This is a genomic window from Actinoplanes subglobosus, assembly GCF_042650585.1.
Lineage (GTDB): Bacteria > Actinomycetota > Actinomycetes > Mycobacteriales > Micromonosporaceae > Actinoplanes > Actinoplanes subglobosus.
In genome coordinates this window covers 61,253-79,317 of sequence record NZ_JBHSBL010000041.1, presented here as the reverse complement: position 1 = coordinate 79,317, position 18,065 = coordinate 61,253, and the positions used below count along the sequence as shown (strand labels likewise).

The following is an 18,065-nucleotide window of genomic DNA, read 5'->3' as shown; positions in this document are numbered from 1 at the left end:
AGGTGGAGGTCAGGTGAACTACTCTGGGCCGATGACCGACGCCCGGCTGCGCGAGCTCGTGCTGATGCGTCGTGTCCGCGACCGGATCGACCGTGACTACGCCCAGCCGCTCGACGTCGAGGCGCTGGCCCGGCACGTGCACCTGTCGGCCGGGCACCTGAGCCGGCAGTTCAAGGCGGCGTTCGGCGAGTCGCCGTACAGCTATCTCATGACCCGGCGGATCGAGCGGGCGATGACCCTGCTGCGTCGGGGCGATCTGAGCGTCACCGAGGTGTGTTTCGCGGTCGGCTGCTCGTCGCTGGGCACGTTCACCACCAGGTTCACCGAGCTGGTGGGTGTCTCGCCGGGGGCGTACCGTCGGATGGCGCCGGGTCAGGCCGAGGGGCTGCCCGGCTGTGTGGTGAAACAGGCGACCCGACCGGTCAGGAGCAGGCAAGCATGAGCCTCGTCATCCATTCCACCTTCCTGCCCGCCGACGACCACGAGAGGTCGCTGGAGTTCTACCGCGACGGCCTCGGCTTCGAGGTGCGCAACGACGTGGGCTACGGCGACATGCGCTGGATCACCGTCGGCCCGCCCGGGCAGCCGCAGACCTCGATCGTGCTCACCCCGCCGGCCGCCGACCCGGGCATCACCGACAGCGAGCGCCGGACCATCGCCGAGCTGATGGCCAAGGGCAGCTACGCCGGGATCGTGCTGGGCGCCACCGACCTGGAGCAGACCTTCGACAGGTTGCAGGCCACCGGCGCCGAGGTGGTCCAGGAGCCGGCCGACCAGCCCTACGGGGTGCGTGACTGTGCCTTCCGCGACCCCGCGGGGAACATGGTCCGGATCAACCAGCTCACCTGATCAGGAATCAAGAAGCGGGACCGGAGTGCCAGCACCTAGCGTGACTGGCATGACGAACGAAGGCATCAAGACCGTCCTGCACCCCGTGACCGACCTGGAGAAGGCCAAGGCCGTCTACTCCGCGCTGCTGGGCGCGTCACCGACCGCCGACAGCCCGTACTACGTCGGCTACGACGTGTCCGGCCAGCACATCGGCCTGGTTCCGGGTGGGGCGAAGCAAACCGTGGCCTACTGGCATGTCTCCGACATCGATGCCAAGCTGGCCGAGCTGACCGCGGCCGGCGCGACCGTCGCCGAGGCCCCGAAAGAGGTCGGTCCCGGCCGTCGGGTCGCCACCGTGACCGATCCCGACGGTAACGTTCTCGGACTGCTCCAGGACAGCTGAGTTTCAAGGGGGAGAAACTGTTGAGCGCCCATCGCTCGATCCGTGTGCACGGCGCCCGGGTCAACAACCTCAAGGACGTCAGTGTCGAGATCCCGAAACACCAGCTCACCGTCTTCACCGGGGTGTCCGGCTCGGGGAAGAGCTCGCTGGTCTTCGGCACGATCGCGGCCGAGTCGCAGCGGCTGATCAACGAGACGTACAGCGCTTTCGTGCAGGGGTTCATGCCGAACCTGGCCCGCCCGGACGTGGACGTGCTGGAAGGCCTGACCACGGCGATCATCGTCGACCAGGAGCGGATGGGGTCCGACCCGCGGTCCACGGTCGGCACCGCCACCGACGCCAACGCGATGCTGCGGATCCTGTTCAGCCGCCTCGGTGATCCGCACATCGGTTCCCCGCAGGCGTACTCGTTCAACGTCGCCTCGATCTCCGGGGCCGGCGCGGTGACCATCGAGAAGGCCGGGGCCACCGTCAAGGAGCGGCGGAGCTTCAGCATCACCGGCGGCATGTGCCCGAAGTGCGAGGGCCGGGGCAACGTCAACGACTTCGATCTGACCCAGCTGTACGACGAGACGAAGTCCATCAACGAGGGCGCCATCTCGATCCCCGGGTACAGCATGGAAGGGTGGATGGGCCGGATCCTCCGGGGCTGTGGTTTCTTCGACGTGGACAAGCCGATCGGCAGGTTCACCAAGCGTGAGCTGAGCGATCTGCTCCACAAGGAGCCCACCAAGATCAAGGTGGACGGGATCAACCTGACCTACCAGGGTCTGATCCCGGGCATCCAGAAGTCGTTCCTGTCCAAGGACGTCGACGCGATGCAGCCGCACATCCGGGCCTTCGTGGAGCGGGTCATCACCTTCACCACCTGCCCGGAGTGCGACGGCACCCGGCTGGCCGAGCACGCCCGCAACTCGAAGATCAAGGGCGTCAGCATCGCCGACGCCTGCGCGATGCAGATCAGCGACCTGGCCGGCTGGGTGCGCGGCCTGGACGAGCCGTCGGTCGCCCCGCTGCTGGAGAAACTGCAGCACACGCTCGACTCGTTCGTCGAGATCGGCCTCGGCTACCTCTCGCTGGACCGTCCGGCCGGCACGCTCTCCGGCGGCGAGGCGCAGCGCACCAAGATGATCCGGCACCTCGGGTCGGCGCTGACCGACGTCACCTACGTCTTCGACGAGCCGACCATCGGCCTGCACCCGCACGACATCCAGCGGATGAACGAGCTGCTCCTGCGCCTGCGCGACAAGGGCAACACGGTCCTGGTGGTGGAACACAAACCCGAGGCCATCGCCATCGCGGACCGGGTGGTCGACATCGGTCCGGGCGCCGGCACAGCCGGCGGAGAGATCTGTTTCGAGGGTACGGTGGACGGCCTCCGATCCAGCGGGACGGTGACCGGCCGTCACCTGGACGACCGTTCGAAGCTGAAGCCGTCGGTCCGCACGTCGAAGGACACCCTGGAGATCCGTGGCGCCGCCACCCACAACCTGCGTGACGTCGACGTGGACATCCCGCTCGGCGTCCTGGTCGTGGTGACCGGGGTGGCCGGCTCCGGCAAGAGCTCGCTGATCCACGGCTCGGTGGCCAAGCGCGACGGCGTGGTGGCGATCGACCAGACCGGCATCCGGGGGTCCCGGCGCAGCAACCCGGCCACGTACACCGGCCTGCTGGAGCCGATCCGCAAGGTCTTCGCCAAGGTCAACGGGGTGAAACCGGCCCTGTTCAGCGCCAACTCCGAGGGCGCCTGCCCGACCTGCAAGGGCGCCGGTGTGATCTACACCGACCTGGGCATGATGGCCGGGGTGGCCAGCCCGTGCGAGGAGTGCGAGGGCAAGCGGTTCGAGGCGTCGGTCCTCGACTACAAGCTCGGCGGCAAGGACATCAGCGAGGTCCTGGCGATGCCGGTGCTGGAGGCGGAGAGGTTCTTCGCCGAGGGCGAGGCCCGTATCCCGGCCGCGCACGCGATCCTGCGGCGCCTGGTCGACGTGGGCCTGGGTTACCTGACCCTGGGGCAGCCGCTGACCACCCTGTCCGGCGGCGAGCGGCAGCGGATCAAGCTGGCCACCCACATGGGTGACCGGGGCGGCGTCTACGTCCTGGACGAGCCGACCACCGGCCTGCACCTGGCCGACGTCGAGCAGCTGCTGGGCCTGCTGGACCGCCTGGTCGACTCGGGCAAGTCGGTGATCGTCATCGAGCACCACCAGGCCGTCATGGCGCACGCCGACTGGATCATCGACCTCGGCCCGGGCGCCGGCCACGACGGCGGGAAGGTCGTCTTCCAGGGCGTCCCGGCCGATCTGGTGGCGGCCCGCTCCACACTGACCGGTGAGCACCTGGCGGAGTACGTCGGCGGCTGACGCCGGCGAGGCGGAGACATTAGTCTGCTTCGATGGCAGATGAGAGGTTCTCCCGGCAGACCGCCAGGATCAGCAGGGAGATCCACGACAGCGGGCTGCGCGTCTTCGCGCTGGCCGCTGCCGTGGAGCCGTGTGAGGCGCTGTTCGGCAACCTCGTGGAGGAGGACGGCGAGATCGCCGCGGTCCAGGTGGACTATTCACGGCCGGACGGGCCGTGGGTGCAGGTCGAGTCGGCGCGCGGCCATGTCGCCCCGCTGCGTCTGCTGCTGGAGCAGCGGGTGCGGCGTGAGGGCGGCCGCTACGCCGATCTCACCTGGGTCGAGGAGCCGGCGACGGTCCTGGTCGACGGCCGGGCCGAGCGGGCCGAGACGATCCGGGCCGGCGCGCGGTGGCGGGCGGTGCGGTGCGACGTCGACGGGGTCCGGATCACCGTGCTCAGCCAGGACTGGATCACCGGCGAGGTGGCCGTGGAGACGATGACCGACCCGGTTCCGATGCTCGACCGGCTCGCCACGGTGCCGGCCCCGGTTCCTCCGCCCTATAGTCCCGAGCCGATTCCCCCGGGTGAACCGCATCGTGTTCTGATCGAGACCATTCTGTGTCGTGATATCGAGCACGCGAAATGGGTCGCCGAGGGCGGTCCGATGCCGGGTTCGCCGGTTTACGCGGGCGCATTGTGGGAGGCCGCCGTGCTGCGGCAAATGGATCTGAGTGACGATCGGGACGCGGAGCGTGCGGACCGCGCGATCGGTGCCATGGTCGCCCTCGCGTCCTGCCTGCAGCGCGAGACGACGTGGTTCCGGGATGACGCTGAGCTGCGTGAACGCGCGATCTCGGAGATTCTCCTGCGGGTCACCGGCCTGGCTGCCGATGTGCCCAGCGCGGCCGCGCAGAAAGCCTGGCTGCATCGGGCGGAAGGTGGCGATTGGCGATCCGAGTGGCGGAACTGGGCGGCCGGGCGACCCTGACCGGGGGAATTGACGCGCATCTCGTTGAGGGGTCCTCGTACACTGCCAGATCGCGGCACCGGGGGAGTGTCGCCTACCTCTCGAATGGAGATCTCTGCGCATGAAGCGCTTTACTGCCGGCGCGGTCGCCGGCGTCGCCGTCCTGGCCCTCACGGTCGGATGTGCGAACCAGATTCAGCAGCTGGAGCCGAAGCTCGAGCTGAAGAAGGCCGCGGAGGACCTCGGCGCGGCGGAGAAGCTTGGCTTCACCGTCAAGGCGGGCGGCAGCGTCGACGACCTCATCGCGGTGGCGAAGAAGGAGTCCGGCGAGGACGGCTTCACCGATGAGGACGCCGACATCCTGCGCAAGATCTACAACTCGTCCTTCACCGTCGCGTGGGACAAGGCGGCCGAGGGCGTCAACGACGACAAGGCGCTGATCAGCGCGACGATCGACGGCCTCGCGGGCACCGAGATCCGGGTCGTCGACGAGGTTGCCTACATCAGGGTCCCGGTCCGGGAGATCGCCACGAAGTTCGGCGTGCCGGCGAACGAGTTCGACCAGATGGCCGGTGAGATCAGCAGTGAGATCCCGGGTGTCGAGATGCTCGTCAACGGTGCCTGGGTCTCGATCGCCGCGTCCGACGTGGAGGAGTTCACCAAGGGCCTGACCGGCGCCAGCGCGGCTCCCACCACCCAGGAGGAGAGCGAGAAGCTCGCCGCCGAGTTCAAGACCAGCGCGGAGAACCTGCTGAACGGCGCGGACGTGGTCCGTGACGCCAACGACAAGACCCACCTCACGGTGACCTCGACGACCGTCAAGGCGCACGCCGAGGCGAAGCGGCTGGTCGAGGCGATCGAGAAGATCGCCGACAAGGACCAGGCCGCGACCCTGAAGGAGGCCGTCGGCGACAGCCTCGACAAGGCCCCGGCGGACAAGCCGATCGTCCTGGACCTGTGGGTCGACAACGGCAAGTTCAAGGCCTTCGAGGTCAACTTCCTCCAGTTCGTCGAGGGCGCGACCGGCCGGGCCTCGCTGCGCGTGGAGATCTCCACCAGCACCGAGATCACCAAGCCGGACAACGTGACCAAGCTCGACGTCGGCCCGATCTTCGAGGCGATCAGCGAGGTCGGCGCCGGCCTGGCCGGCCTGGAGGACACCGACCTGGGCGGCGCGACCAGCGGCGGCGACGCCAAGGTGTGGGCCGAGCTGGTCGGCCAGCAGGCCGTGCTCTCCGCGCTCGCCGACGGCGGCAAGCCCGCCAAGTACCTGAAGCAGGCCGCGGAGGAGTCCTCCTTCGGCAGCATCAAGGTCAAGGTCGTGCGGACCGGCGTGGCCCAGGTCAACTCGGGCACCGGCGTCGCCTGCGTGATCGTCCCGGCGACCACCAGCGGTAAGCCGAAGGTCGTCGAAGGCGCCTGCTGACGTCCCGGCATCATGGAGCCCGGCCCGCCGTCACACGGCGGGCCGGGCTCCGGCGTTTCCGGCCGTCAGCCGGCCTGGGCGCGGCGCAGCAGTTCCGGGTCGTGAGCGTTGACGATCATCAGGTCCGGGGCGGCGGCCGCCCACAGCTCGGCGAGCCGGGCGTGGTTGGCGGCGACCAGCCCCCGGTCGTAGGCGATCATCCGCTCCGAGGCGACGAGCATCCGGGGGCTCGGGGTGCTCCCGTCGATCTGCCCGCGGTGGTAGAAAGCGTCGCCGGCGTGCAGGATCCAGCGGTCCCCGGCGTCGACGGCGACCGCGGCGTGACCCCGGGTGTGCCCGGGCAGGGCGATCAGCACGACCCCGGGCCGGATCTCGGTGGCCGAGGCGAAACCGCGCCACACGTCGCCCGCCTCCGGGTGGTGCTCGACCAGGTCGGGGCCGTGCTCGCGCTGGGCCGGCGGGTACCGGTGCCGCTCGGTGAAGGTGCGCGGGCGCTGTGCGGCGTCCGACTCGGCGGCGGTCAGGTGCACCCGGGCCTGCGGGAAGTCGGCCAGGCCGCCCGAGTGGTCGGCGTCGAAATGGGTGAGCACGATGTCCCGTACCGCCGCGGGATCGTGACCGAGACGCTCCACCTGCCGTGACGCCGTCTCGGAGACGTCCAGGACCGGCTTGATGAGGTGGCGTGCCGTGCCGATCCGGCGTGCCGGGTCGGTGGCGCAGCGCAGACCGAAACCGGAGTCGACGAGCAGCAGGCCGTCGTCGGTCTCGACGAGCAGGACGTGACAGACGAGGCCGCCGGGTGTCCGGGCGGGCCGCATGGTGCCGCAGTTCAGGTGGTGGACCCGCATCGGCTCTGCCTCCAGTTATCGGTGCGGAAAATCCTATGCGGTGAGATCGAAAAGTGATGTCACGGTCTGTGGTCGACGATTCTTTCAGCGCTGAAGATCGGTTTCCATCGCCCGTGCGGGCACCGCCCACGGATTCCTGCGTGTGGCGGGTGTCGATGGTTTCGAATACCTGCACGTTCCGATGCACGTGCGAGCCGCTGACCTGCTGAAGATGGTGTTACCGGCGATAACGGTCACCGAAGGTGATTGCCGTGCATGGAGTGCATTGAACGTCACTGATAGCCATATCCGTTCTTCAACGCGTAAGGTTCTTCCGGCTCAGTTGATCAACTGAGGGCACGACCCTGGCGAAGGAGGCCGAACGGGACCAACTACTCTCTGGCACCGTCCACAGTGGGCACTCTCCTGCCGAACTCCTTCCCCCCTCAAGGAGATAGATAATCATGGCTACAGTAGCCGCGGCCATGGCCCGCCGCACGGTCACTGCGGGCGCTGCCTGGGCACTGGGCGCCACCACGTCCGCCCCGATGGTCGTTCTCGTCGGCGGTATCGTCGCCACCTACGCCAACTCCGAGGTGACCGCGCTTCCCCTCCTGTTCGCCCTCGTCGGCGGCGTCATCACGCTGCTGCTCGTCGGCTACACCGCGATGGTCCGGGCGGTTCCGCACTCGGCCCCCTACTACGCGATCACCGCGCGCGGGCTCGGCGCGACCGGCGGCGTCGCGGCCGGCTTCGTGGCCCTCCTCGCGTACAACGCCCTGCAGATCAGCCTCTACGGCCTGTTCGGCTCGATCCTGTCGGGGATAACCGGCATCGGGGCGTGGTGGCTGTTCGCCGCCGTCGCGATCGGCATCGTCACGGTCCTCGGCACCCGCCGCATCGTGCTCTCCACCCAGATCGTCCTCGGTGTTCTCGTGCTCTCCCTGCTGGTGGTGGGCCTGTTCGTCGTCGTCGGCTTCCTCGACCCGGCCGACGGCATCCCCAGCGCGGCCTTCGACCCGGCCGGCCTGAGCGTCCCCGGCCTCGGCCTCGCGGTCGCCCTGACGCTGGCCGCGTACACCGGCCCGGAGGGGATGGCCGCGTTCATCGAGGAGGAGGACAGCGGCGAGGGCAAGCGGGGGAAGGCGATCAGCCGCGGCATGATGATCTGTGCGCTCAGCCTGATCGGCGTCTACACCGCCGCTGCCTGGGCCCTGCAGTCCGCCACCGGCTCCGACCAGGTGGCCGCCGCCGCAGCGGCCGACCAGAACCTGCCGGTCACCCTGCTCTCCGACCGCGTGCACCCGGTCTTCGGCATCCTCGGTGTGGTCATCCTGCTCCTGGCCATCCTGACCTCGCTGATCAGCTTCCACAACATCATCAACCGGTACGCGTTCGCGATGAGCCGCGAGCAGGTCCTGCACCAGTTCCTGTACCGCACCGGCGCCGGCACCGCGGCCGACGCCCCGGTCGGCGCGAGCCGCGCCCAGAACGCACTCGCCGCCGTCGTCGTCCTGGCGTGGGCGATCTCCGGCGCGGACCCGGCCACCACCCTGTTCAGCTGGGCCAGCACCGTCGGCGCGATGGGCCTGCTCGCCCTGCTGATCATCTCCGCGGCGGCCGCGCTGCGGTACTTCGCCCGAAACACCGACTCCGGCGAGAGCGGCTGGGCCACCACCGTCGCGCCGCTGTTCGGCCTGGCCTTCGGCATCGCCATCCTGGTCACCATGCTCCTTCAACTCGACGCCCTGGTCGGCGCCGAGCCCGGCTCACTGGCTCCGTACGCCCTGCCCGCCCTGCTCGTCGTCGCCGCGATCGCCGGCGTCTGCCGGGCGCTGATCCTGCGCCGTTCCCGGCCACAGGTCTACGAGGGCATCAGTCACGGCGTGCCCAGCGTGTACGCGGTCCCCGACCGCATCGACCTCTGAGCCCCGCGAAGGGAAACCCAGATCCCATGTCGTACAACATCCCCGGCCGACATGCTCAGCCCTCCTGGGACGACGGCTCCTCGAACCCGCCCTGGGGGCAGCCCGTCCCGCAGCAGCAGTACCAGCCGCCGCAGTACCAGCAGCAGCCCGCCTGGCACCAGCACGCCGCGCCGCCGCCCACCCCCCAGTGGCAGGCGCCGCAGGGCGGCCCGAGCCCGGAGGACCGGCGCTGGGCCTACCTGCGGCACAGCGCCGGAACCAGCCTGCGCGGGATCAACGCCATCCACGTCACCCGGGCGCTGGAACGGCTGCACTCCCGGGACCAGCCGCTGGCCCCGCACGGCGTCACCCTGTTCTTCATCACCGAGGCGCCCTCGCAGCACCTGGGTTATCAGGTCCTCAGCGCGTCCCGGTGGGGCTACGCCGGCCCGGAGTACGACAACCTCGTCGCGTTCCTGACCGGACTGAACGCCACCGCCCAGACCTTCATCGCCCAGCACGAGAAGGCCGGACGGGTCTGGGATCCCCGCGACCCGGACTATCTGATGGTCAACGTCGGCGACATCCAGCGCCCGTCGACACCGACCCGCTACGTCGGGATCGGCATGGAGACCCTCAACACCGACAGCCGGCAGTGGTACGACGTGGTCCCGGTCCTGCTCAGCTCGGGCATCAGCAGCCTCCAGGCGATGAGCTACGTCCCCGGCGAGGGGGCGGTGCAACTCGTCGACGGCTCGGAGATAAGGGTGGTCCGCGACGACAACCGCCGGGGCCGGGGCAACGACCTGATCTGCAACAACCCGCTCGACGCGACCCAGGTCTACTCCACCACCCAGAACGTCCCGGAGAAGCTCGGTGCGCAGCTGCGCCAGGCCTGGCCGGCGTTCCAGGACCTGGCCCGGACGCTGAGCGACCATCTGAACCCGCACGGCCAGGTCTGGTGAATCCGGTGGACACCCCCGCGATATGGCCGGGGGACTGGTCCGAAGCCATCAGGCTGGACCGGGCCCCCGGACTCGCCGACGTCGACGCGGTCCTCACCATGATGATCGCCCGCGCGGACCAGGCGCAGCGCCGCACGATCGGGTTCCCGGCGGCCACCGACATCGACTGGGGCCGGACCCAGGGTCTGTTCACCCGGCTCTTCAACAACGTCGGCGACCCCGGCACGGCCCCGTCCGGTGCCGCGCACACCAACGCGCTGGAGGTCGAGGTCGTCCGGTGGTTCGCCGACGTCGTCGGGCTGCCGCAGAACGACCGCTGGGGGTACGTCACCTCCGGCGGCACCGAGAGCAACATCGCCGCGCTCCGGGTGGCCCGTGACCGCTACCCGGACGCGGTGCTCTACCTGACCCATGCGAGCCACTACTCGATCCGCAAGACCGCCAGCCTGCTCGGCATCCACCAGCACGACGTCGCCCTGGTCCGCGACAGCTGGTACGGGGAGATGGACTACGGCCACTTCGAGCAGCTGGTGGCCCGGCACTCGGGGCGTCCCGCGATCGTGGTGGCGACCGCCGGCACCACCCTGTGGGAGGCCGTCGACCAGCCCGACCGGATCGAGACGATCCTCGACGCGTACGGCGTGACCCGCCGCCACGTGCACGTCGACGCCGCCCTGTCCGGGATCCCGCTCGCCCTCGACGGCACGCTCGGCCTGGGCGCCGGCAGCCCGATCGACAGCATCGCCATCTCCGGGCACAAGTTCCTGGGTACGCCGATCCCGTGCGGCGTCGTGGTGATGCGCGACAGCGTCCGGGTCGAGCGGGGCGAGCACATCAGCTACACCGCCACCCTGGACAGCACGATCCTCGGCTCCCGCTGCGGCCAGGCGCCGGCCCTGCTGTGGACGGCGATCGCCATGTACGGCCGCAACGGCCACCAGGCGCGGGCGCTGCGGGCCAGGCGCATCGCCGCGTACGCCGTCGAGCGGATCAGCTCCCTCGGCTGGCCCGTCTACCGTCACCCGGACGCGTTCACCGTGGTGCTGCAGACCCCGCCGGCATCCCTGACCGCCGAGTTCGGCTGGGTGCTGTCGGTCGACGGCGACTTCTGCCACATCATCTGCATGCCCGGCGTCACCCACGAGGTCGTCGACGAGTTCGTCGCAGACCTGGGCCGGGTCGTCGCCCGGTGGGCCGTGATGGCCGAGTGCCGCAGCCGGCCGGTCTGGCGTTCCCTGGATGCCGGGGAGGATCTCCTGACCGCGTGATCGGTGCCGGGATCGGCGCGCGGATGACAGCATTCACCGTGTGGCGCAGCGGCTGATTCTGATCAACGGGCTCCCCGGCTCCGGCAAGAGCACCCTCGCCGGCCGGCTCGCGCCCGCGCTGCGCGTACCCCTGATCGGCAAGGACGCCCTGAAGGAGGCGATGGCCGCCGCCGTCCCCGGTGTCCCGCCGGGCGCTCTCGGCCGGGTCGCGTCGCAGGTGATGTGGGAGCTGGCGGCCGCGACACCCGGCGTCGTCATCGTGGAGAGCTGGTGGTTCCGCCCGCGCGACCTGGCGTTCGCCGCCGAGGGTGTGGCCCGCTCCGGCGCGCGCAGTATTGTCGAGATCTGGTGTTCGGTGCCGCCCGAGGTCGCCGTCGAGCGTTACCGGGCCCGGGGTCGGCACGCCGTCCACGAGGACGAGCGGCGGCTGGCCGAGGACTGGCCGCGCTGGGCCGCCGAGGCGCAGCCGCTCGGGCTCGGGCCCACCATCGTGGTCGAGACCGACCGGCCGGTCATCGCCACCCACCTCATCCAGGCGATCACCCAAGCCATCGGCGGTGTGTAGCAGTTGGTAAGGCGTACGACCCCACACGGTTGTGCGAGCCGACGAGAATGAACTGGGTCAGCGGGGTTCACGGAGAGGGCGGACGTGTACGAACTGGTCAAGAAGGTCGTCCGGATGCGGGTGGAGGGGGCCGAGCACGTGCCGGCCACGGGGCCGGTGCTCCTCGCCTCCAACCACCTGTCGATCACGGACTCGACGTTCCTGCCGATGGCGGTGGCACGGCACGTCACCTTCATGGCGAAAGCCGAGTACTTCACCGGGCGCGGGCCGTTCGGGCGGTTCGTGTCCTGGTTCATGTCCCGTGACGGGCAGGTCGCCGTCGACCGGGACGACAAGCGGGCCGCCGTGGCCTCGCTCGACACCTGCCTCGACGTGCTGCGCGGCGGCAGCGCGTTCGCCATCTACCCGGAGGGCACCCGCTCGCCGGACGGGCGCCTCTACCGCGGCCGGACCGGGGTGGCCTGGCTGGCCCTGAAATCGGGGGCGCCGGTCGTGCCGGTGGCGATGTTCGGCACCGACCGGGTGCTGCCGCCCGGCTCGGTGGTCCCGCGGCCGGCCCGGGTCCGGGTCGTCTTCGGCAAGCCGGTGCAGCTCGCGGCGATCGCGACCGACCCGGAGAACGCACGGGAGCGGCGGGCCGCCACCGAGGCGATCATGGAGGCGATCGGCAAGATCTCCGGCCAGGAGTACGTGCCGAGATACGCCCGCGCCTAGTCGTCACGTCACCGGGCGCCCTCGCTGTGGATCATCGCGGCGGGGGCGCCCGGTGCGTTTCTGTGCCCATCCTGCTGTAGTTGCCAAGAGTTTGCAATAGAACCGTCGGAACGATCACGGCTTATTGCCACTCATGTGCAACTACAGAATCATGACGGCATGCTTCGTCTCCTGGGGACCGCCGCCGTCACCCTCCTGGCCCTCACCGCCTGCTCGGCGCCGGCCACCACCGGATCCACATCGGCCGGTGACACCTTCGTCGTCGCCACCGCCGGCGAGCCGGACACCCTCAACCCCCTTCTCGGGTACGGCACCGACGGCGCCTCCCTCGTCTACGACGGCCTCGTCGCCCGGGACGTGGACAACGCACTGGTTCCCGCGCTCGCCGCCGCGCTGCCCACGGTGTCCGCCGACGGCCGCACCGTCATCGCGAAGCTCCGCACCGGGGTCACCTTCCACGACGGCAGCCCGCTGACCGCCGCCGACGTCGTCTTCACCTACACCGCGGTGCTCGACCCGGCCGTCGACTCGACACTCCGCTCCGACCTGGACATGCTCGCCGGCGTCACCGCGCCGGACCCGTCCACCGTGCACTTCACGCTGAAGTACGCGTACGCCCCGTTCCTCCAGCGGCTCACCCTCGGCATCGTCCCCGCCGGGGTGCTGCGCGGCCAGGACGTCAACAAGGCCGCGTTCAACCGGGCGCCGATCGGCACCGGGCCGTACCGGGTGACCTCCTGGACCCCCGGCGACCGTCTCGTCCTCGCCGCCAACGACGACTACTGGGGCGGCCGGCCGGCCAACCGCGGCGTGATCGTCGCGTTCGTCGCCGACGACAACGTCCGCGCCCAGCGGGCCCGGGCCGGCGAGTTCGACGCCGTCGAGCTCGCCCCGAAACTCGCCACCGCGTCGCCCGGTCACACCGTGCACCGGGTGCCGACCGCCGACTACCGCGGCGTCATGCTGCCGATGAGCGGCCCGGTCACCGGCGACCCGGCGATCCGCAAGGCCCTGGACGCGGCCGTCGACCGCCAGGCCATGGTGACCGGGGTCCTCGGCGGGGCCGGCGATCCGGCGTACGGACCGGTGCCACCCACCTCGCCGTTCCACGTCGCCACCACCCCCGCCCCGGTCGACCTCGACGCGGCCGGCTGGGTCGCCGGCGCCGACGGCATCCGGGCCAAGGGCGGGCAGCGCGCCACGTTCGCCCTGATGTACCCGGCCACCGACAGCCTGCGCAAGGAACTCGCCCTGGCCGTCACCGCCGACGCGAAGAAGGCCGGCATCGAGATCCGGCCGGAAGGTCTCACCTGGGACGCCATCGAGCCCCGGATGGGCACCGACGCGCTGATCATGGGCTGGGGCACGCCGTACGACCCCGACTTCGTCTCCTACAAACTGTTCGGATCCCGGTTCGCCGGGCAGGGCTTCTTCAACCCCGGCTCGTACCGGTCGGCGATCGTGGACAAGGCACTCCAGGACGGCCGCGACAACGCCGGGACCGGCGAGCGCACCGCCGCGTACGCCACCTTCCAGCGGCAGCTGGCCGCCGACGCGCCGTGGGTGTTCCTCACCTACCTGCGCCACACCTACCTGGTCCGCGACGACATCACCGGGGTCGCCCCGCGGGTCGAGGCGCACGAACACGACGTCGCCAACAGCCTGTGGTGGAACATCCACACCTGGACCCGGCGGTGATCCGGGTCGTCCGGCGGCGGCTCGCGGTCGCCGTACCGGTCCTGTTCGCCACCACCGCCGGCATGTTCCTGCTCGGCGCGGCCTCCCCGATGGACCCGGCCATGCAGTACGCCGGGGCCGCCGCGTTCACCACGAGCGAGGAGAACCTCCAGCAGATCCGCGACAACTGGGGCGTCGACGATCCGCTGCCGGTCCAGTACCTGCGGTGGCTCGGCAACCTCGTCCAGGGGGATCTCGGATGGTCCACGTCCCGGCACCAGGCGGTCACCGAGGTCATCGCCGACCGGGCCGGTGGGACGCTCCTGCTGATCGGCGTCACCCTCGCCGTGGTCCTGGCCGGCAGCCTCCTGATCGGCACCCTGGCCGCCTACCGGCGCGGGAGGATCCTCGACCGCGGGGTACGGGCCGTCGCGTACGCCGTCGAGTCGATGCCGGTGTTCTGGCTGGCGCTCGCCGCGATCGCGGTGTTCGCGCTGGCGCTCGGCTGGTTCCCGGCCGGCGGGCTGACCGACGTCCGCGCCACCTCGGCGACGTTCACCGACGTCGCCCACCATCTGGTGCTGCCGGTGGCCGTCCTGGCGATCTCCCAGGCCCCGTGGTTCGTCCTGTTCGTCCGCGACGCGGTCGCCGAGAGCCTGCGCGAGGACCACGTGCTCGCCGCCCGGGCCCGTGGTCTGGCCGGGCGGACGGTCCTCTTCGGCCACGCGCTGCGGACCGCGCTCCTGCCGTTCCTCACGCTGGTCGGCACCCACCTGCCCGAACTCGTCGGGGGCTCGGTCCTCGTCGAGACGGTCTTCTCGCTGCCCGGGCTGGGTGCGGCGAGCGTGCAGGCGGCACTGGGCAGCGACTTCCCGTTGCTGGCCGCGATCACCCTGATCACGACGGCGGTGGTCCTGACCGCCAACCTGCTGACCGACCTGGCCTACACGGCCGCCGACCCCCGGATCCGGATCGATGGCTGACCTCCGCAACCCCGCCCCACCCCACACCGCCGGTTCCGCCGAGGTGCGTTCCGGCCATACGTGGCGGCGCACCCTCGCGTGTGCCCGGCCCGGTGTCGCCGCCGTCGTGCTCGGGGTGGCGGTCGGTGCCGCCCTCCTCGTCCCCCTGGTCGTGCCGCTGGACCAGAGCGCCGTCGCCCTCGACCGGGTCGCGCTGCCGCCGTCGGCCGCTCATCCCGGCGGCACCGACGACCTGGGCCGCGACGTACTGCACCGCAGCCTCTACGGCCTGCGCGTCTCCCTGCTCGTAGGCCTGGTCGCCGCCGCGGCCGCCACTCTCGTCGGCGGTGTCGTCGGCGCACTGGCCGGCCTGCTCGGTGGCTGGGTGGACCGGACCCTGATGCGCGTCGTCGACACCATCGCGGCGCTGCCCCACCTGCTGCTCGGCATCTTCATCGTGGCGATGCTCCGGCCCGGCCTGGGCGCGGTGATCCTGTCGATCGGCCTGACCCACTGGCTGTCCACCGCCCGGATCGTCCGCTCCGAACTGTTGTCCTTACGCACCCGCCCGTTCATCGACGCCGCCGTCGCCGGGGGAGCGGGCCGCACCCGGATCCTCACCAGACACCTGCTCCCGCACGTCCTCCCGAAGATCGCGCTGGCCACCACCCTGATGATCCCGCACGCCGTCTGGCACGAGACGTCGCTGAGCTTCCTCGGACTCGGCCTCCCACCCCATCTGGCCTCCCTCGGCAACATGATCAATGACGGTCAACGCTCGCTGTTGACTGGCGCCTGGTGGGCGAGCATCGTCCCCGGCGCGGTCATCGTCGTCGTCACTCTCGCCATCGCGGCACTGGCCGCCCGCTGGCGTGATCGTCTGGATCCCCGAGTCCGTGCGGAGCTCGACCTGTGAACCCACTGCTGACCATCTCCGGGCTCACCGTCCGCTTCCACCTCCGCGACGCGGTGGTCCAGGCGGCGACGGACATCGATCTGGCGGTACGCCCGGGCGAGCTCCTCGCCGTAGTGGGCGAATCCGGATGCGGCAAGTCGGTGCTGGCACACGCCCTGCTCGGCCTGCTGCCCGCCAACGCCACGGTGACCGGCCGGGCGACACTGACCCTCGACGCGCCCGGCGCCACCCCCGGCCGCGGTGCCGCTTCGGTGGATCTGCTGGGGTGCGGGGAGAAGACCCTGGCCGGAGAGATCCGGGGACGGCGCGTCGGGCTCATTCCGCAGAGCCCAGCCACCGCGCTCACACCCGTTCGCCGAGGCCGGCGACTTCTCGCCGAGACTCTCGCGGCCCACGGCCGTGACCCCGGACTCGCCGACCGGGTCGCCCGGGACGCGGGGCTCGACGCGGAGGACCTGGACCGGTACCCGTTCGCGCTGTCCGGGGGCATGGCCCAGCGCCTGGCCACGGCACTGGCGCTCGCCGGTGACCCGCCTCTGCTGATCGCCGACGAACCGACCAGCGGGCTCGACCGGCCGCTCGTCGAACACACCCTCGACCTGCTCCGGCGGCGTTGTGACGACGGGGCCGCGGTCCTCCTGATCACCCATGACCTGGCCGCGGCGGAACGCGTCGCCGACACCCTCGCCGTCATGTACGCCGGCCGCATCGTCGAGCACCGGGCCGCGGATGATCTGTTTCGGGCGCCGGGCCACCCGTACACCCGAGGGTTGTTGAATGCTCTGCCGGACCGCGAGTTCCGGGCGATCCCCGGCCATCCGCCGATGCTGACCGCTCTCCCGGAGGGATGCGCGTTCGCCGCCCGCTGCGAGCGTGTGAGCAGCGCCTGCGTGATCCAACCGGCCGGGCCGGTCGCCTGCCATCACCCGCTCAGCATGGCGGAGGTGCCCGCATGAGTCTCGTCGCCGACGGCGTCAGCGCCGGATATCGCGGCCGGCAGGTCCTCACCGATGTGTCATTCTCGGTCACCGCCGGCGAGACGGTGGGGCTTCGGGGGCCCTCGGGTTGCGGCAAGTCAACACTGGTACGGGTGCTCGCGCTCCTGCACCAACCGGATGCCGGGCACGTGACCCTGGACGGCGAACGGATCATCGGTGTCCGCCATCGGGTGCCGGCGGCCGTCCGTACCGGAATCGGTGTCCTGTTCCAGAGTCCCCGCGCCGCGAGCGACCCGCGGCTGACCCTCGCCGACCTGATCGCCGAACCGCTGCGCGCCGTCCGGCACCCACGGGAGCGGATCGCCGGGCGGGTCGCCGAACTCGCCGACCGTGCCGGACTGACGGCGGACCTGCTGGCCCGCCGGCCGCACGCGGTCAGCGACGGCCAGCTGCAACGTGCCTGCCTGGCCCGCTCGCTCGTGCACCGGCCCCGCTACCTGCTGTGCGACGAGGCGACCACGATGCTCGACGCCTCCACGCAGGCCCTGGTCGCGGCCGTGATCAGCGAAGAGCAGGAGGCCACCGGCATGGGCGTGGTGGTGGTCTCGCACGATCCGGCCCTGCTGGCCCGGTGGGCCGACCGGGTCACTGAACTTCGCTGAACCGTTTCCCGTCCCGCAGGTCGGTGATCAGCGTGAGGACGCCGGGCGGGCCGCCGTGATCGGTCACCCAGCGACTCACCACACAGGCCGCCAGCAGGTATTTGTGGTCGTCGCCGGGCGGCCCGGCGGTCGCCCAGTCCGCGTCGGTGATCGGTGCCGCCTCCTCGTAGGGGACGAGGCACCGGTCACCGCCGGTCTCCGGCCCCAGATAGCGGACGTCGTCCGAGATCAGCACGGCGAGACCCTCGTCGAACCAGTCGGGCACCGCGTCAAAGGCCGACCCGAGCCGCTTGTGCAGCTCGATGTGCGCGAGCTCGTGGGTGGCGATCGTCTCGTTCGCCCCGTCGGGTGAAAGCCGCAGCGCCCACCGGCCGAACGCCTGCCCCTTCTCACCGCCACCGCCGATGCCCCGGTAACACTCGGCGGTCGCGCAGATCAGCACCCGCGCGTCGGAGGTCCGCTCACCGTAGAAGTCACCGATCCGGCGCTGCGCCGCGGCTATGATCGTCCGGTACGTCTCGTCGTCACGCTCGGCATACACGCCGTCGCCCACGCTGGAGAGGCCGTAACACTGCGGGCAGGCGATCGCCGCGATCGACGGGGCGGCCACCACCGTCGCGCCGATCCCCAGGCCGAGCAGCCCGGCCACCAGCCCGGTGATGATCCATCGACGCTTGGGCATGCGGCCGAGAAT

General features: G+C 70.8%; 18 protein-coding genes. 16 read left to right on the top strand and 2 right to left on the bottom strand.

Annotated features, from left to right (window positions below):
• Nucleotides 1-31 precede the first annotated feature (31 nt).
• The 6 genes from ACFO0C_RS47465 to ACFO0C_RS47440 all read left to right on the top strand — a co-directional run bounded on the left by ACFO0C_RS47465 (nt 32) and on the right by ACFO0C_RS47440 (nt 5,970).
• Nucleotides 32-442, top strand: a complete 411-nt coding sequence (locus ACFO0C_RS47465) for a helix-turn-helix transcriptional regulator (RefSeq protein ID WP_378073493.1) — start codon at nt 32-34, stop codon at nt 440-442.
• Nucleotides 439-849, top strand: coding sequence for a VOC family protein (locus ACFO0C_RS47460; protein WP_378073492.1), 411 nt, complete (start codon nt 439-441; stop codon nt 847-849). Before ACFO0C_RS47465 ends, ACFO0C_RS47460 begins: the two co-directional genes overlap by 4 nt.
• A gap of 49 nt (nt 850-898) precedes the next feature.
• Nucleotides 899-1,234, top strand: a complete 336-nt coding sequence (locus ACFO0C_RS47455) for a VOC family protein (RefSeq protein WP_378073491.1) — start codon at nt 899-901, stop codon at nt 1,232-1,234.
• Nucleotides 1,235-1,254: 20 nt separating this feature from the next.
• Nucleotides 1,255-3,597, top strand: a complete 2,343-nt coding sequence (locus ACFO0C_RS47450) for an ATP-binding cassette domain-containing protein (RefSeq protein ID WP_378073490.1) — start codon at nt 1,255-1,257, stop codon at nt 3,595-3,597.
• Between the two features lie 32 nt (nt 3,598-3,629).
• Nucleotides 3,630-4,565: a hypothetical protein gene (locus ACFO0C_RS47445; RefSeq protein ID WP_378073489.1), complete on the top strand. Its 936-nt coding sequence runs from the start codon at nt 3,630-3,632 to the stop codon at nt 4,563-4,565.
• Nucleotides 4,566-4,665: 100 nt separating this feature from the next.
• Complete coding sequence (locus ACFO0C_RS47440) at nt 4,666-5,970, top strand: hypothetical protein (protein ID WP_378073488.1); 1,305 nt, start codon at nt 4,666-4,668, stop codon at nt 5,968-5,970.
• 65 nt (nt 5,971-6,035) lie between these two features.
• Here the strand turns inward: ACFO0C_RS47440 and ACFO0C_RS47435 are convergent, their stop codons facing one another.
• Entirely contained in the window at nt 6,036-6,818 is a 783-nt protein-coding gene (locus tag ACFO0C_RS47435; RefSeq protein WP_378073487.1) for an MBL fold metallo-hydrolase, read from the bottom strand.
• 443 nt (nt 6,819-7,261) lie between these two features.
• Here ACFO0C_RS47435 and ACFO0C_RS47430 point away from each other — a divergent pair, with 443 nt between their 5' ends.
• The 10 genes from ACFO0C_RS47430 to ACFO0C_RS47385 all read left to right on the top strand — a co-directional run bounded on the left by ACFO0C_RS47430 (nt 7,262) and on the right by ACFO0C_RS47385 (nt 17,371).
• Nucleotides 7,262-8,725 carry an APC family permease gene (locus tag ACFO0C_RS47430; protein ID WP_378073486.1) on the top strand — a complete coding sequence of 488 codons (1,464 nt, stop codon included), beginning with the start codon at nt 7,262-7,264 and terminating at the stop codon, nt 8,723-8,725.
• Nucleotides 8,726-8,751: 26 nt separating this feature from the next.
• Nucleotides 8,752-9,669, top strand: coding sequence for a hypothetical protein (locus tag ACFO0C_RS47425; RefSeq protein WP_378073485.1), 918 nt, complete (start codon nt 8,752-8,754; stop codon nt 9,667-9,669).
• Between the two features lie 5 nt (nt 9,670-9,674).
• On the top strand, nt 9,675-10,937 hold the full coding sequence (locus ACFO0C_RS47420) for a histidine decarboxylase (protein ID WP_378073484.1): 1,263 nt from the start codon (nt 9,675-9,677) through the stop codon (nt 10,935-10,937).
• Nucleotides 10,938-10,977: 40 nt separating this feature from the next.
• Nucleotides 10,978-11,502 (top strand): AAA family ATPase, encoded by a 525-nt coding sequence (locus ACFO0C_RS47415; protein ID WP_378073483.1) that lies wholly within the window; start codon nt 10,978-10,980, stop codon nt 11,500-11,502.
• Nucleotides 11,503-11,586: 84 nt separating this feature from the next.
• The gene (locus tag ACFO0C_RS47410; protein ID WP_378073482.1) at nt 11,587-12,216 is read left to right on the top strand and encodes a lysophospholipid acyltransferase family protein; all 630 of its coding nucleotides are present in this window, start codon (nt 11,587-11,589) and stop codon (nt 12,214-12,216) included.
• 159 nt (nt 12,217-12,375) lie between these two features.
• On the top strand, nt 12,376-13,914 hold the full coding sequence (locus ACFO0C_RS47405; protein ID WP_378073481.1) for an ABC transporter substrate-binding protein: 1,539 nt from the start codon (nt 12,376-12,378) through the stop codon (nt 13,912-13,914).
• Entirely contained in the window at nt 13,884-14,876 is a 993-nt protein-coding gene (locus ACFO0C_RS47400; RefSeq protein ID WP_378073480.1) for an ABC transporter permease, read from the top strand. Before ACFO0C_RS47405 ends, ACFO0C_RS47400 begins: the two co-directional genes overlap by 31 nt.
• On the top strand, nt 14,869-15,771 hold the full coding sequence (locus ACFO0C_RS47395) for an ABC transporter permease (RefSeq protein ID WP_378073479.1): 903 nt from the start codon (nt 14,869-14,871) through the stop codon (nt 15,769-15,771). The genes ACFO0C_RS47400 and ACFO0C_RS47395 overlap by 8 nt, the downstream gene beginning before the upstream one ends.
• Nucleotides 15,768-16,727 (top strand): ABC transporter ATP-binding protein, encoded by a 960-nt coding sequence (locus ACFO0C_RS47390; protein WP_378073478.1) that lies wholly within the window; start codon nt 15,768-15,770, stop codon nt 16,725-16,727. Before ACFO0C_RS47395 ends, ACFO0C_RS47390 begins: the two co-directional genes overlap by 4 nt.
• Nucleotides 16,724-17,371: an ABC transporter ATP-binding protein gene (locus ACFO0C_RS47385; protein ID WP_378073477.1), complete on the top strand. Its 648-nt coding sequence runs from the start codon at nt 16,724-16,726 to the stop codon at nt 17,369-17,371. Before ACFO0C_RS47390 ends, ACFO0C_RS47385 begins: the two co-directional genes overlap by 4 nt.
• Here ACFO0C_RS47385 and ACFO0C_RS47380 read toward each other — a convergent pair.
• Entirely contained in the window at nt 17,355-18,053 is a 699-nt protein-coding gene (locus ACFO0C_RS47380) for a hypothetical protein (protein ID WP_378073476.1), read from the bottom strand. The genes ACFO0C_RS47385 and ACFO0C_RS47380 overlap by 17 nt on opposite strands.
• Between the last annotated feature and the right edge of the window lie 12 nt (nt 18,054-18,065).

What these genes read in the sequence shown, in the direction of transcription:
- ACFO0C_RS47435 (WP_378073487.1), bottom strand. Translation starts at nt 6,818, where the DNA reads ATGCGGGTCCACCACCTGAACTGCGGCACCATGCGGCCCGCCCGGACA.
- ACFO0C_RS47395 (WP_378073479.1), top strand. Translation starts at nt 14,869, where the DNA reads ATGGCTGACCTCCGCAACCCCGCCCCACCCCACACCGCCGGTTCCGCC.
- ACFO0C_RS47405 (WP_378073481.1), top strand. Translation starts at nt 12,376, where the DNA reads ATGCTTCGTCTCCTGGGGACCGCCGCCGTCACCCTCCTGGCCCTCACC.
- ACFO0C_RS47465 (WP_378073493.1), top strand. Translation starts at nt 32, where the DNA reads ATGACCGACGCCCGGCTGCGCGAGCTCGTGCTGATGCGTCGTGTCCGC.
- ACFO0C_RS47445 (WP_378073489.1), top strand. Translation starts at nt 3,630, where the DNA reads ATGGCAGATGAGAGGTTCTCCCGGCAGACCGCCAGGATCAGCAGGGAG.
- ACFO0C_RS47385 (WP_378073477.1), top strand. Translation starts at nt 16,724, where the DNA reads ATGAGTCTCGTCGCCGACGGCGTCAGCGCCGGATATCGCGGCCGGCAG.
- ACFO0C_RS47380 (WP_378073476.1), bottom strand. Translation starts at nt 18,053, where the DNA reads ATGCCCAAGCGTCGATGGATCATCACCGGGCTGGTGGCCGGGCTGCTC.
- ACFO0C_RS47460 (WP_378073492.1), top strand. Translation starts at nt 439, where the DNA reads ATGAGCCTCGTCATCCATTCCACCTTCCTGCCCGCCGACGACCACGAG.
- ACFO0C_RS47425 (WP_378073485.1), top strand. Translation starts at nt 8,752, where the DNA reads ATGTCGTACAACATCCCCGGCCGACATGCTCAGCCCTCCTGGGACGAC.
- ACFO0C_RS47440 (WP_378073488.1), top strand. Translation starts at nt 4,666, where the DNA reads ATGAAGCGCTTTACTGCCGGCGCGGTCGCCGGCGTCGCCGTCCTGGCC.
- ACFO0C_RS47430 (WP_378073486.1), top strand. Translation starts at nt 7,262, where the DNA reads ATGGCTACAGTAGCCGCGGCCATGGCCCGCCGCACGGTCACTGCGGGC.
- ACFO0C_RS47455 (WP_378073491.1), top strand. Translation starts at nt 899, where the DNA reads ATGACGAACGAAGGCATCAAGACCGTCCTGCACCCCGTGACCGACCTG.